The organism is Flavobacterium sp. HJSW_4 (genome assembly GCF_042436695.1).
Classification (GTDB): Bacteria; Bacteroidota; Bacteroidia; order Flavobacteriales; family Flavobacteriaceae; genus Flavobacterium.
This window is the reverse complement of the sequence record NZ_JBHNPP010000005.1, coordinates 25,701-39,442: the sequence shown is the minus strand read 5'-3', so window position 1 is coordinate 39,442 and position 13,742 is coordinate 25,701. Positions and strand designations below refer to the sequence as shown.

Sequence of the window (13,742 nt, the reverse complement as noted above, 5' to 3'; positions counted from 1 at the left end):
TTCAAAATTAAAGTTAGTCTTTAATTTTGAAACGAATATACGTAATTGCCTTATTAATTTCTAAATATTGTTTTTCGTAGAAAGTCTGAATAGCAGTTACAACCTCAGGGCTTCCTTCGTTTTTATATACATTGTGATTCGCATACAAAACTTCGTGACCTTCTCCGTGAAGTAATCCAAGAGTATAACCGTGCATAAATTCGCTATCGGTTTTAAGATTTACAACACCGTCTTTTTTCAAGATTTTTTTGTACAATTTCAAGAATTCAGAATTCGTCATTCTGTGTTTCGTTCTCTTATATTTGATCTGCGGATCTGGGAAAGTAATCCAGATTTCGTCTACTTCGCCTTCAGCAAAAATATGGTTGATCAATTCGATTTGTGTACGAACGAAAGCAACATTATGAAGACCGTCTTCTACAGCAGTTTTTGCACCTCTCCAGAAACGCGCTCCTTTAATATCGATTCCGATAAAATTTTTGTTTGGGTATTTTTCTGCTAATCCAACAGAGTATTCTCCCTTTCCGCATCCTAATTCTAAAACTAATGGATTATCATTTTTAAAGAAATCAGAGTTCCATTTTCCTTTTAAAGGCATTAAATCGCCTACAACTTCTTCTCTTGTTGGTTGAAAAACGTTTTGGAATGTTTCGTTTTCTCTGAATCTTTTTAGTTTATTTTTACTTCCCACTTTACAAAAATTTTCCGCAAAATTAAGGAATATAAACGAATGAAAGTAACGGAATTGTGTTTAAAAAGTTTTCCGCCACGAATTCACGAATTTTATTTTAAAAATAATTAGTGAATTCGTGGCGGAAAAAAATATTATTTAACCGTAATGAGGTTCTGTTATTGGTTGTGCTTTTGGATCAAGAGATTCATCGTGTTGTGATAAATCCAATCCGATGTGTTCTGATTCTTCTGAAACTCTCAAAGGAATAATGAAATTCGTTACTTTGAATAAGAAATAGGCTCCGAAGAAAGTAAAGACTGAAACTAAAACCAACGCCATCATGTGATGTCCGAAAACATTCCATCCGCCGTGAAGTAAACTTGCATTTTCGCCGTGAGCGAAAACAGCTGTTAGAATCATTCCCATAATTCCTCCGACACCGTGACAAGCAAAAACGTCAAGCGTATCGTCAAATCTTTTAGAATATTTGCAATTTACAGCAGTGTTAGAAACCAAAGCCGTGATGAATCCGAAGAACATACTTTCTGGGACAGAAACAAATCCGGCAGCAGGCGTAATGGCCACAAGACCAACAACAGCGCCAATACAAGCTCCAAGAGCAGAAACTTTCCTTCCGTTCATTCTATCAAAGAAAATCCAAGTAAGCATTGCTGCAGCAGATGAAGTTGTAGTTGTAGCAAAAGCCATAGCAGCAGTTCCGTTGGCAGCAAGCGCAGATCCAGCGTTGAATCCGAACCAACCAAACCAAAGCATTCCAGTTCCTAATAAAACAAAAGGAATATTGGTTGGAATATGCTGACTGTTTTTTCTTTTCCCTAAAACAATAACTCCTGCCAAAGCTGCAAAACCAGAACTCATGTGAACGACAGTTCCTCCAGCGAAATCTTTAACCCCGAAATAACTTCCTAAAACTCCTGTCGGATACCAAACGGCGTGACATAAAGGAGCATATATAAAAATGGTAAATAAACTAATGAAAACTAAATAAGAAATAAAACGAACACGTTCTGCAAACGAACCTGTAATAATCGCTGGACAGATAATCGCAAATTTCATTTGAAACAAAGCAAAAAGCATAAACGGAATCGTGTTTGCCAATTGTTTATGAGGTAAAACGCCAACATAATCCATAAAAGCAAAAGTTGTCGGATTTCCGAAAAAGCTATAAAAATGGTCTCCAGAACCAAAACCAACTGGTTCTCCAAAAGCCAAACTAAATGCAACAACAACCCATAAAAGCGTTACCACTCCTAAACAGATAAAACTTTGAAGCATGGTAGAAATAACGTTTTTCTTTCCTACCATTCCACCATAAAAGAAAGACAATCCTGGCGTCATGATTAAAACCAGACAGCTCGAAGTAAGCATCCAGGCAACATCGGCAGGAACTATATGGTCTGTAGTTCCAAATTCTGATAAAACATAATTATTTTCTGTAACAGTTGGCCAAAATGCACCTATTGTACATACGACGCTAATGATAATAAAGGAAATAATCCAGCGTTTTTCTATTTTCATTTTTAAAATACTTTGTTTAACCCTATTTTTTTTGGGGTCAAAGTTAGAAAAAAATAAAGATTCTTGTTTTAAAGGCTGATAAAATAGAGGTATGGGTTTTATTTTGATTGATTTTGTAAAATACGGCACGTTTTTTTGACAGTATCTTATTCTAAAGTTACAAAAAAGCACTGTTTTTGACGAATTAATTAAAAATAATTCAGCAGTGCCTTTTGTAAAGTGCTCAAAAAGTTATGTTTATAATAACAAAAGCTGAAAATGTTTTATTTTTTCTGAAGTTTTGAAATCAATGCGTCTTCAATTGGTGTTTTTATCTTGGTTACAGCATCAACTTCGTCATTTGGAACTGTCATTGATAGAACATAATGCTGAATTTTCCATTCGTTACCTACTTTAACTAAAACTCCAGATCCGCGGCAAATTTTCATTTGTGTATCTAATAATTCATCAAACCAAGCAATTTTTCCGCTTTTGTCAAAAAAGATATGACGTTCTAAGGCTTTAAAGTTCCAAGTTGTTCCTTTGTCAAAAAATGGTTTTGCCCAAACTGCGAATTCTTTTTTAGTCCAATTTTCTGTAGCATCAGTTCCGATGTAAATCGCATCAGAATTTAATACACTAAAATAAGCGTCAAATTTTACCTCAGCAGCAGCTTTATGCCAAGCATCTAAGGTTTGATTGATTTTGTTTTTGTCTGCTTGAGCATTCGCAAAAGAAGCAACGAATAAAAGAAGTAAAAGTGTTTTTTTCATGAGTATTATTATTTGACTTTAAAGGTATAATTTTTTTTGAACCATATAAGTTATTTAAGGAAATGGAAGTTTTCAAATAATTAAAGATTTTGCGTTTAATTATCATTAACATTACTCATGTCATTTAATCTCTCAAAAAACCACTATATTTGATTCTCAATAAAAATACCCCAGTCATGAAGGCAAAATTACTTATAAGTTCATTCGCTGTAACTTCTCTAATGTTCGTTTCCTGTAAAAAGGAATTAGAACCGCAAGCAAGTACAGCAACTTCCGAATTAGTAAGGTTAGGACTTGCAAAAGATACAACTACAACTAAAGCCGCTGCGCCAGTGGTGCAAAATTCTACGGCAAACCCAAATACAGTTTTAAGTGATACAAAAGGAATTAATCCTGCGCACGGACAACCGGGTCACCGTTGTGATATTGCGGTTGGTGCGCCTTTAAATTCGGCACCTCAACAGCAAGGTCAAGTTACGGCACAAGCAGGACAAACTGTAAAAATGAGCCAGCCTCAAGTGGTAACTACGACAACAACCCAACAACCAGTTAAAGTGGCTAAAGGAATGAACCCGCCACACGGACAGCCAGGTCATAGATGCGATATTCCAGTTGGAGCACCATTAAATTCGCCTGCTGCAAAAACAACTGCTGCAGCTACAAATACAGCACAAACCGGAACGGTTACACAAAACTTTACGGTAACTCCTCCGCCATCAAATGCGGTTCCAGCATTGTTAAGTACTGAAAGTAACGAAACTACAGTTGCAGATGGAATGAACCCGCCACACGGAAAACCAGGTCACCGTTGCGATATTGCAGTTGGAGCACCTTTACCGAAATAGTTTATTGAACCATATAAGTGATATAAGGAATTTAAGATTTCACTTAATGCTATTCCTAAAAAAAGCGAAGCCGCAAAGTACATACTTTGCGGCTTCTTTTTTTCGTGATACAAGTTTTTCGGTAAACTTAAAATGAACTTATATTACTTATATGGTTTAAAAAATAGATTAATGTTCTTTTATTTTCTCGAAAGTGGTAGTCAACGATTTTTTGACTTTGGCTAATGCTCCGCTGAAAGCTTTTTCAAGAGTTTCGGCGTGTTCTGTTACGGTTATGGGTTGTAATTTTACGGGACGGACTTCAATTACACATTTCTTGTCATGCAAGCTGAATTTTTCGCCGTTTTCATCTCCAAAATGAATTTCTACACGGGTAATTTTATCTTCAAAACGATTTAAAGTTTTTTCTATTTCTCCAGAAAAATAACTTTCTAATCTTGCGCTTCCTTCAATGTTTTTGTCTGTATTGATTTGTACTTTCATAACGGATAAAATTTAATGATTCATTCTCAAACTTATTTATTTTAAAGGTAAAAGACAAGTGAGTTAAGGAAATATTATGAAATTTTAAAAGAATTATTTTTTCAATTTTGTAATTTCGATTTAGAGAAAATATACTTAGAGTATTCAATTTTATAAATAAAGAAAAAACTTACAATTTGTTTTTGTTTTTCATATATTTGGAGTTCCTAAAAATTCAAGATTATGAACACACAAAAATTCTTGCCCATGTGGTATGCTGACGTTATTGGAAACAACCGTAGCGCGTTCTTGAAGGTGCAGGACAGCTAAGCCACATGGGTTTTTTATTCCTAAAATTCAAGATTATGAGTACAAACACTTTTTCCAAAGAAACCGAATTGAGGTTAACTGAATTCTTCAACAATTCAATTGATTCCAAAAGTATGGCGAAAACCATTAGACAAGTAAATTATACGCTTGCGCTAAATGTCCTAAAAAATGAAACCACACAACCAGAAAACATCAATCTTGAAGATAGTTTCTATTGGCTGAATAAATTAGCAGAGATTTTGGATCCTTATTTGGAGGTTGAATAATGTAGAAATGAAAAAGCCACTTTGAGGAGTGGCTTTTTTTAATTTTACACTAGTTTGTCTCCTCCGTCGAAATGACAAAAAATGAGAATCTATTCAAAAAAAGAAATTACGATTTCTCCTTCTTCCCCCACTTAACCTTCATCTTCCCCTCATTATCATAAGCGATCAAATGCAGGACAATACCACGTTCGCGAACGGCTTTTCGTTCTTCTTTTGTGGCGAGTTTGGCGTCGTTTTTAGAATTTCTTAGCGGAACGGTGAGGGCGAGATTGGTGCCTCGGCCGAAAGAATAAATGCCTTCTGCATCCATGTTAAGAACGCTTGAACTTATTGTTAGTTTGTGGACATCGATTTGTTCGCCTCGAAGATTAAGCGAACCCGATAAATCACTGAAAGTAATATTCTCTACATCACGAAGTGGAAAAGCAAATTTACCGACTTTCATAATAGGTTCGAAGTTTAATAACGCGCCTTGGTTGACATTAAAATCTAATTTTCCTTTCATCGAATTCATAATCAAATCGCCTTTGCTGCTCATTAAACCTGTAACATTGGCATTGCTGGTTAATCGGCCTCTGATGTTTTTCGGACTAAAAGATTTGATTCCGAAGTTGTTGAAAGATCTTAAAAAGCTTGCAATATCAACTTTGTTTACCTGTGCATTTGAGGTAAAAACATAATGATTTCCGCTCGGCTGAACAGAACCGCTAAAATTGATGCTTCCGCCAGATGTTTGTACCGTTCCGTTTTTGAGCAGAATTTTAGAATTCAGCATTTCCAGTGTTGCTCTTGTCTGGGTTGCAGTAAGAGAGCCGTATGTAATTTTGTCGGCTTTTAGATTAATGATCGCCGTACATTTTTCGGTTACAGATTTTAGCTGATTCGTAAAATTGACATTCTGCTTTGCTGCTTTTTTTGTTACTGTTTTTTGCTGTGAAGAATTTTTTAAAACGCCTAAAAACTGTTTCACATCAATATTCGGACAATAAATATTCCAGTTTACGACCATTTTTTCAGGGGCGTTGTAATATAGATTTAGGAAATTATCAATTTTTCCGTCAATGCGGATAATGTTGTTTTTGTGTTTGTAAGCAATCTTTTTGATGTAAAGCGCTTCTTGGGTAAATGACAATTGTACGGCTGTATTTTCGGCGTGAATGCTTTTCGGAAGGTAATCAAATGTAGCATTGTCAATATCAACATTACCTGTAAAACGTGGTTTGTTGATGTATAAATCGACAATATCAAACTGAAATTTCAGATTGGCTTTGGCATGGCCGCTTTCAAAATGCAGCATTTTTTCATTCATCATTCCGTTCAATTTCGAAATATCAAAATCAGAATTTACAACTCCCGTTACAATTGGTTTTTCTAGATCATTAATAACAGCTTGTGCGATATTTAAAGGAATGTTTTCATATTCGGCTTTAAAATTGGTCAAAATAATAGCAGAATTCGGATCGCTGAATCCTTTTTCTGGCTTGAAATTATTCGTAAAAATTCCTTTGAAACTGCAATTGGTAAACAAACCATCCGGAATACTTAATTCGTTATTTCTGACATCTGCCTGAACCACAATTTTAGGATCGCCTTCTACATTCAAATCGCCTTTGATATCGCAGTTTACCTTAATTGGTTTTTTGATACCAAATTTATTCAACTTCGAACTGATATTTCCAGACAATAAATTAGACGCATTTTGCCATAAAATATCAGTCCCGATATTGATTCCGAAAAGCGAATTGTTTTTTCCGATATTAAAGAAAGCGACAATATCAAAAGCATCAGAACCAATTTTGAGGCCTTTGGTATTAATGTCAATTTTTTGTTTGGCTTCAGAATATGAAATATCAAATTTACCTTCCAGCATTTTTTCTTTAGCAAAACTTCCGTGAACCGTATTAAAAGCAAGGCTGTTAATTTTCGTTTTCAAAAACAGATTCGTCTGCCAATTGTCATCGTCATAATCGACTTTAGACTCTAAACTTGCCACATCAAAATCAAATAATTTATGTCCTAAATGATTGTCAATAATCACATGAACTTCGCTTAAGCTTACCTGATCGATTGTTGTTTCAGGTTTCTCTTTATCAGTTTTAGGTTTTTTCTTTTTAGGTTTGAAAATGTTGGAATTAGAATAACCATCTGCGGCTTTGTAAATGTAAATATCAGCGTCGTTAATTAAGATTTTATGAATATTGATTTCGTGATGCAATAAACTCCAGATGTTTAAGCGCGCTTCAATCTCTTTGGCTCTCAGTAAAGTATGTTTGTGGCTTTCCCATTTATTGTCTTTTATTTCCACATCATTTAAAGCCAATGTAAAATAGGGGAAGCCCGTTAAGAACTTATAATGAAAGTCGGTAATATGGAATTTACCATTTATATTTTCGTTGATTTTGGTATTGACTTTGGCAATAATTTCTGTTTTATGTCGATTGAAATAAATAGACAAACCTCCACAGGCAAGTAAAAGAATGGCAACTAGGCCAAGAACAAAATATCCGAAACGTTTGGCATATTTTTTAAAAGATTCAGATCGCAGAAAGGATTTTGTTTTATGTAAAGTTTCTTTCATGTTAAACATGTTTTTGGACTTACTAAGATACTAAAAAAATGCTAAAACTTTTATTGGTTTGATTTTCAGATAAATAAATTGTAAATTTAACCCTATACAGTTTATAATTATTGACAATACATTTATAATGAAAACTAATTTAGTAATGGTGTTTGATTTATTTTAAATTTTTAAATTTGTACTGTAGTTTGAAAGTTAAATATTCAGACATAATTTTAATCTTAATATATTATGGCATTAGCAATAACAGATGCTACTTTTGATGAAGTAGTTTTAAAATCAGATAAACCAGTAATGGTAGATTTTTGGGCAGCATGGTGTGGTCCTTGTAGAATGGTTGGTCCAATCATTGACCAATTAAGCGAAGAGTATGCTGGTAAAGTAGTTGTTGGTAAAGTAGATGTAGATGCTAACCAAGAATTTGCTGCAAAATATGGTGTGCGTAACATACCAACCGTTTTGGTGTTTCAAAATGGTGAAGTAGTAGGAAAACAAGTAGGAGTAGCTCCGAAACAAGCCTACGCAGATAGTTTAGACGCTTTATTGTAATCTTAGATTACGATTTATATAAAAAAGGTCCAGCGAAAGTTGGACCTTTTTTATTTTATTTTTTTTTCGCCACGAATTCACGAATTAGTGTTAATTAAGTTACTTAGAAAAGCAGATAAAACTACTCCCTTAATTTCACAAATTTAATTCGTGAATTCGTGGCGAAAAATCTTTTTTATTTTATTCTAATTATGAATTAGTGGCTGTGCGTTTCACTGTTTTCATAACCTAAAATCGTAATCATATAAGGAGTACTAGAAACCTTAGTCTTTTTGATTGCCGATGTAGAAAGGTTTACTTGCAATAATTCTCCAGTTGATGGCGAAGTGATGTAAGCAAAACGATCTGTAACTGCCATTTGAGGTTTTAATGTTGCATCTGTAGCTGTTTCTGAAGTTGCTTTAACTTCTTTTGCCACTTGTAAACTGCTGATATCATAAAGTTTGAAATCTCCTGAATGCAATAAAACAGCCAATTTTTTATGATCATAACTTACTTTACATTGCATAATTGTTGTGTTTGCGATAATTGGTTTTACAGTATTGGCAACAACATCAATTAAATAAGCGCCTTTTGCAGCCGTAAATCCAATGAATTTTCCAGCAGAAGCCGTTTCTAAAATACTTCCAAACCAAGCCGTTCCAAAATCTGATGGATGATCAATTAGTTTTTGATTTCCGTTGCTTTCAACTACTAAAATTCCGCTAGAAGAACCAAAAACTGCGTAAACTCCGTCTGAAGCATTTCCGTGAATTCCTTTGGTTTGAATTTTAGCATCAAAAAGTGTTTTTCCAGTATTGTCAATGATTTTCACTTTTTCAGGAAGCGTTCCTGTAACCGAATTGTCTTTTTCTGTAATAGCGTAAGTTCCATTAGTAAAAGTCGCCATTGCACCGTGATGCGCCAATAAACCTGCGTTAATCGTTTTGAAAGTTGCACCCGCTTTGTGTACATCTGCTTCTTTACCTACAGAAAGCGTTCCGTCTCCATCGTTAAAAGTTAGAATTTCTCCAATTTTACTTTTAAAATGAGTTGGTTTTAATGCGCTTGTCGCTAAAACTCCAAATTTAGGAACATCATCCACATCAATATGGTCGCCGTGTAATTCTAGTCCGCTGTCAAAAGTTTCTACGAAATTATTGTCTCTGTGAACAATTCCTGCATAACGTCCAGATTCTGTTGTGTACAAAGATGATTTAGCAAATTTTGCCGTAAAAGAACTGATTTTATCTTCATGCGGATCAAAAAGCGTTAACTCTGCTGTTTTTTCGTCAGAAAGTAAAACTCTAACAAAAGTATGTTCTTCTGAAGCGTCATGGTCATGATCGTGGTCGTCGTGATTATCGTCGTCGTTGCTGCACGAAACCGCAAAAAGCGATAAAACAGACAAAAAAAGTAGTTTGTAAAACTTGTTTTTCATTGTAATAAAGGATTTAAAATTTGTAAATAATTGATTTTTGAATGGTCGGACTTATCGCGAAATCGAAAATGGAATTTTCATAGAAACAATAATATTTCTTCCCGCTTCCGGAAGTTCGATAAGTCGGTAAAAGCTGGTGTGATTTAAATATTTTGTATTGAATAAGTTTTGTATCTGAACATTAATGCTGATCGTCTCTTTTCCTGTTTTTATTTTTGTACCTAAAGCGATATTAAAAACATGACTTTCGGCTGTTTTTTTCTCTGGCGGAACAATATGGTTTTGCTCTGCTGTAAGGCGATAATCAACAGAGAAGTAAGCATCTTTCAAAAAGCCTGTTTGAGGCTCGTAATTCAATCCAAACAAAATAGAAGGAGGCGGAGAAAACGGAAGCGTATATCCCTTTTTGCTTCCAGATTTTTGTTCTGAATAAAGATATTCTGCCGCGATTTCTGCACTTAAAGATTTTAGGAAATAATAACGCGTTTGCAATTCGGCACCATAACGGAATACTTTACTTTGCTCGTATTCAAAAACCTGATTTCCTGCTCCATAATAAATATCATGGGCTGAGGTTGGATTTAAATAAATGAAATTCGGAAAATAATTCACAAACGGTGTTAGTTGAAAAGACCAGTTTTGCTGTTGCCATTCCATTCCCAAATCCAATTGATACGAACGTTCTGCATCCAGATTTGGATTTCCTTTTTCGAATCTGAAATAATGATAATTGACACCGTTTGAAGCCAATTCTTTCGCAATCGGCATTCTAAAACTAGACCCCAAATTAGCTTTCAAAGTCAGATTTCCTGGATTGTAATTTACCCCAGTCGACCAAGTAAAACTGTTGAATGTTTTGGTCAAATCTTCAGAACGCTGTAAATATTCCAATTGCGTCTGATTGTTTTCTGAAACAGGACTTTCAAACCAATCGTAATACGATTTCATTTTGATCGTACCATAATCGTAACGAACTGCGCCGTGTAGAAACCATTTTTCGTTCAGTTCAATTTTATCATAAACAAACAAACCCGCATTCAATTGCGTAAAAGCTGGAATCAAAAAACTCCATCCGCCAATGGCATTTTCTTGCGCAACGACATTAGTTCCAATTGTAATTTGATGACGATTAATAGAAAATTCATCTTTCGCAGAAAACGACCAAACATCTTTATCATATTGACGTTCCAAATCTTGTGGAGCGTACATGTCATCTGGATAAATTGGGGGCATATAACCGTGATTGACGTAATGACTCCATTCTCTTCTGAAGTTTTTTTGAAAGCCAATCTGTGTTTCAAAAGCATGATTTCCTAAATTAAAAGAAGTCGTATTGCTCAATTTCAAATGATTGACTTGCTGATACGGCATCAAAATATCCCGACTTGATTTGTCGTGCAATTCGATATCGACATTTCTTGGTTCGAGTCCGTGCGCATTCGCGAAAAAACCGCTTTTCGTGTGAACGTTACTGAAATAAAAAACCGACTTCAATTTTTCTCCAGAATAACCCGTACTCAAATGAAAATCGAGTTCGCGTCCAGCTGTATTTCGCAAATGATTTTTATACAACGGAACAGCGTAACTGTATACATGAACCATATCTGTTGGAACACGATAATCGCCGTAATCCATTGTGGTTACACGAGAATCGAAAACCCAGTTTTCATATCGACCATATACATTAAAAGAACTTCCAAATAGCGCATTATTACTTTTTCCTGTAAGGTCAACGCTTCCGCCAAAAGTATTTCTAGACGGAAGAGGAAGCGGTTTAATATTCACCGCACCGCCCACAGCATCAGATCCGTAAATAAATGAAGAAGGACCTTTTATGATTTCTACTCGGTTTACTGCATATTGATCGATTTCCAAACCATGATCCGCGCCCCATTGCTGGCCTTCGTGTTTCAAACCGTTTTCAACGACAATCACTTGATTAAAACTCAAACCTCGAATAAGCGGTTTTGAACCTCCAGAACCAATCGAAATGGTTTTAACACCAGGCAATTTCTGTAAAGACTGCATCAAACTACCGCCAAGATTACGTTGAATAAAACTGCTGTTTACAGTTTCAACATTCAGCGATTCTTCTTTTTTGCGTTTTTCAACAGCATTTCCGTTGACAATAACTTCGTTGAGTTCTTTAATTTCAGGCTTTTTTTCTGAAGGCTTATTTTGAGAAACAGCTTCAGATGAAATCAATAAACTAGCGAGTAAAAAACAATATTTCCAATAAAGGAATTGGGCATTCTTCATTAAATCCTGATTATAAAATTTTAATACTTAAACCTTTCAGCGTTTGCCAGCCTTCTTTGTCCGTTAATCTGATCATAAAATGATAATCGCCAGGATCAACATCGGCAGGAATTGTAATTTGCGCCGTTGCTTCATAACTTTTCACACCATTTGGAATAGTATAATTGTTGATAAAAAGCATTGGGTTTACAGGTTTTTTCACCGCTTCGGTCTCGCAAGTCGTCACTTCTGTACTGTGTGTATGATGATCGAAATTGTGATGAATATCTAAGCTGTAAGAACCCAATTCGACATTGTCATTAAAAGTCGCTTTGAAAGTGAAGATTTGTCCACGTTGGATCGTACTGCATTGAATTGGGAAAGCTTCTTTTGCTGAAATGTCAATTACAGGATATTCCGTATCGATTTCTGTCTTATCGCTAGAACAAGAAGAAATAAAAGTCAAAGCAAAAACGCCTAATAAAAATGGTATCTTTTTCATTTTTTTTGATTTGAATTAAAGTGCAAATGGAAGATCAATAGATTGAGAAAAATTGATATTATAAGTCGTGTTTTTATACAAAACCAAAAAAGTATAATCGCCAGAAGCCCAAGATTTGTTGGCAATTAAATCTTGCTGAACAGGAGAATTGTTGTCTTTTGCAGCACCAATTATAAGATTTGGTTTTTCTCTTGTAAACTTTACGCCATCCCACGGAACATTAGAAAATTGTCCTGCATCGGCCACGTTTTTATGTTCTAAAACATCATAAACGATCACTTTGCTAAAATCAATTTGATCAACGCTTTCCGGATTGTGTTTAGCATTTTTATTAATCAAAAGCAAATACATAATTCCGTCGCCTTTTATGCCTTCAAGCGTTACTTGCGAACTGAAAATATCGTTGTTTTTGTACTTAGCGGCCGGATCAGAAAATTTGCCTTTTCGATACATAAAACCATCATTAATAAAAACCGTGAAAATTGAAGCCACAGGATTTACAGGAATATTTTCTAGTTTGTAAATCGTGATGGTTTTGGTTACTTCCAGTTTTGTTCCGTTTTGATCGTTGATGATAATAATGAAATCATATTTACCTTCAACAGCGTCTTCTGGAATGTCAAAATGCTTGTGAACCGTTGCGTTTTTGGCATCTGCATATTGCGTCCAAGTAATTTCGTGAGACCAAACTTTAGAATAGGTTTCAGTGCTTTTTTGTACAATTTTCACTTGTACATCTTTGATTTTGTCAGCAGCAGTTACCTCCGCGTTAAAATGGAAATCTTCGCCAATAGTTGCAGTTTCGTTGTTTCCAAGACCCAATTCGATTTTGTCAATCGCAGGAATAGCTGGTTCTTTTTCTGAATCGTCGTTACTGCAGCCTGTAAAAGTAATTGCAGCAAAAACCGAAGCCAGAATGAGTTTTGTTGTTTTCATTTTTTCTGATTTGATTTTGATCATTTTATAAAGAGTATTTGGGTTACGAGAATGTTTTTCAGTGTATTAAGTCCCAGAGGGACGAAATATTTATAGAAAATCAATTTGCCATTTAGAAAAGAGCCCCAGCGGGGTGAAACAATCTTCTGAATGATTGAAAAACAGCAGAAACAGAACTAAAAACTCGAATTAAGTTTTAGCACCAATGCTATAATCGATAAAATTTAAAAGGGAATTTTTGTGCAGAAAAGACAGTATTCTAGCAAAGAAATTTTGAAATTTCAATACAAGATATATCGTCAATACAAAATATTAACTACTGAAAATAAATGAGATTGATGTAAAATGTTTTAAGATTTGGAAATCATCAAAAACAAATCAATTGCCGAATTGGCAAGCAATCAGGCGCACAAAAATTAAAGTGTAAAAGCAGGAGGGGCTCGAAGTGAGAATAGAGACCCTTTAAAAAATGCAAAATGCTGTTCGTTGTAAAAATTAAGATGTTTTACAACAGTACTATTTTTATAAAATTGAAAAACCGTAAACTCTAAAGTGCCAACTGCGCTGAATTTAAAATCGCAAATCGAACATTTATGAAACGAATGAAGTTTTGCCTTAAACTGTGGCTTTTCTGAAACCGAAAATTCTAATT

12 protein-coding genes are annotated in these 13,742 nt (G+C 34.8%); 3 read left to right on the top strand and 9 right to left on the bottom strand.

From position 1 onward, the window contains the following. Positions 1-13: 13 nt before the first annotated feature. From trmB to ACE01P_RS06250, 3 genes are all read right to left on the bottom strand, one after another. A complete protein-coding gene (gene trmB / locus ACE01P_RS06260; protein ID WP_379695391.1) occupies positions 14-691 on the bottom strand; it encodes a tRNA (guanosine(46)-N7)-methyltransferase TrmB in 678 nt (225 codons plus the stop codon). 138 nt (positions 692-829) lie between these two features. Further along, positions 830-2,212 (bottom strand): ammonium transporter, encoded by a 1,383-nt coding sequence (locus ACE01P_RS06255; RefSeq protein WP_379695389.1) that lies wholly within the window; start codon positions 2,210-2,212, stop codon positions 830-832. 263 nt (positions 2,213-2,475) lie between these two features. Beyond that, positions 2,476-2,964 (bottom strand): nuclear transport factor 2 family protein, encoded by a 489-nt coding sequence (locus tag ACE01P_RS06250; protein WP_379695387.1) that lies wholly within the window; start codon positions 2,962-2,964, stop codon positions 2,476-2,478. 176 nt (positions 2,965-3,140) lie between these two features. Here ACE01P_RS06250 and ACE01P_RS06245 point away from each other — a divergent pair, with 176 nt between their 5' ends. Beyond that, positions 3,141-3,809: a hypothetical protein gene (locus ACE01P_RS06245; RefSeq protein ID WP_379695385.1), complete on the top strand. Its 669-nt coding sequence runs from the start codon at positions 3,141-3,143 to the stop codon at positions 3,807-3,809. A 168-nt stretch (positions 3,810-3,977) separates the two neighbouring features. On the opposite strand, the gene ACE01P_RS06240 is transcribed toward ACE01P_RS06245, so the two are convergent. After that, positions 3,978-4,292 (bottom strand): HPF/RaiA family ribosome-associated protein, encoded by a 315-nt coding sequence (locus ACE01P_RS06240; protein ID WP_379695383.1) that lies wholly within the window; start codon positions 4,290-4,292, stop codon positions 3,978-3,980. Between the two features lie 344 nt (positions 4,293-4,636). On the opposite strand from ACE01P_RS06240, the gene ACE01P_RS06235 reads away from it, so the two are divergent. Continuing rightward, a complete protein-coding gene (locus ACE01P_RS06235; RefSeq protein WP_379695381.1) occupies positions 4,637-4,867 on the top strand; it encodes a hypothetical protein in 231 nt (76 codons plus the stop codon). Between the two features lie 106 nt (positions 4,868-4,973). Here ACE01P_RS06235 and ACE01P_RS06230 read toward each other — a convergent pair whose 3' ends face one another. Then, entirely contained in the window at positions 4,974-7,445 is a 2,472-nt protein-coding gene (locus tag ACE01P_RS06230) for an AsmA-like C-terminal region-containing protein (protein ID WP_379695379.1), read from the bottom strand. 231 nt (positions 7,446-7,676) lie between these two features. On the opposite strand from ACE01P_RS06230, the gene trxA reads away from it, so the two are divergent. Next, positions 7,677-7,994: a thioredoxin gene (gene trxA / locus ACE01P_RS06225; protein ID WP_008466289.1), complete on the top strand. Its 318-nt coding sequence runs from the start codon at positions 7,677-7,679 to the stop codon at positions 7,992-7,994. A gap of 196 nt (positions 7,995-8,190) precedes the next feature. Here trxA and ACE01P_RS06220 read toward each other — a convergent pair whose 3' ends face one another. Genes ACE01P_RS06220 through ACE01P_RS06205 form a run of 4 tightly spaced genes read right to left on the bottom strand, consistent with a single transcriptional unit; the run spans position 8,191 to position 13,090 of the window. Beyond that, positions 8,191-9,414, bottom strand: coding sequence for a hypothetical protein (locus tag ACE01P_RS06220; RefSeq protein WP_379695377.1), 1,224 nt, complete (start codon positions 9,412-9,414; stop codon positions 8,191-8,193). 51 nt (positions 9,415-9,465) lie between these two features. Next, complete coding sequence (locus ACE01P_RS06215) at positions 9,466-11,673, bottom strand: TonB-dependent receptor (protein WP_379695375.1); 2,208 nt, start codon at positions 11,671-11,673, stop codon at positions 9,466-9,468. 10 nt (positions 11,674-11,683) lie between these two features. Further along, positions 11,684-12,154 carry a DUF4625 domain-containing protein gene (locus ACE01P_RS06210; protein ID WP_379695373.1) on the bottom strand — a complete coding sequence of 157 codons (471 nt, stop codon included), beginning with the start codon at positions 12,152-12,154 and terminating at the stop codon, positions 11,684-11,686. Between the two features lie 15 nt (positions 12,155-12,169). Then, the gene (locus ACE01P_RS06205) at positions 12,170-13,090 is read right to left on the bottom strand and encodes a DUF4625 domain-containing protein (protein WP_379695371.1); all 921 of its coding nucleotides are present in this window, start codon (positions 13,088-13,090) and stop codon (positions 12,170-12,172) included. Positions 13,091-13,742: the final 652 nt, after the last annotated feature.

Excerpts from the sequence above, each read along its gene's own strand:
- ACE01P_RS06245 (WP_379695385.1), top strand. The coding sequence starts at position 3,141 with ATGAAGGCAAAATTACTTATAAGTTCATTCGCTGTAACTTCTCTAATG.
- ACE01P_RS06235 (WP_379695381.1), top strand. The coding sequence starts at position 4,637 with ATGAGTACAAACACTTTTTCCAAAGAAACCGAATTGAGGTTAACTGAA.
- ACE01P_RS06255 (WP_379695389.1), bottom strand. The coding sequence starts at position 2,212 with ATGAAAATAGAAAAACGCTGGATTATTTCCTTTATTATCATTAGCGTC.
- trxA (WP_008466289.1), top strand. The coding sequence starts at position 7,677 with ATGGCATTAGCAATAACAGATGCTACTTTTGATGAAGTAGTTTTAAAA.
- ACE01P_RS06220 (WP_379695377.1), bottom strand. The coding sequence starts at position 9,414 with ATGAAAAACAAGTTTTACAAACTACTTTTTTTGTCTGTTTTATCGCTT.
- ACE01P_RS06205 (WP_379695371.1), bottom strand. The coding sequence starts at position 13,090 with ATGAAAACAACAAAACTCATTCTGGCTTCGGTTTTTGCTGCAATTACT.
- ACE01P_RS06210 (WP_379695373.1), bottom strand. The coding sequence starts at position 12,154 with ATGAAAAAGATACCATTTTTATTAGGCGTTTTTGCTTTGACTTTTATT.
- ACE01P_RS06215 (WP_379695375.1), bottom strand. The coding sequence starts at position 11,673 with ATGAAGAATGCCCAATTCCTTTATTGGAAATATTGTTTTTTACTCGCT.
- ACE01P_RS06230 (WP_379695379.1), bottom strand. The coding sequence starts at position 7,445 with ATGAAAGAAACTTTACATAAAACAAAATCCTTTCTGCGATCTGAATCT.
- ACE01P_RS06250 (WP_379695387.1), bottom strand. The coding sequence starts at position 2,964 with ATGAAAAAAACACTTTTACTTCTTTTATTCGTTGCTTCTTTTGCGAAT.
- ACE01P_RS06240 (WP_379695383.1), bottom strand. The coding sequence starts at position 4,292 with ATGAAAGTACAAATCAATACAGACAAAAACATTGAAGGAAGCGCAAGA.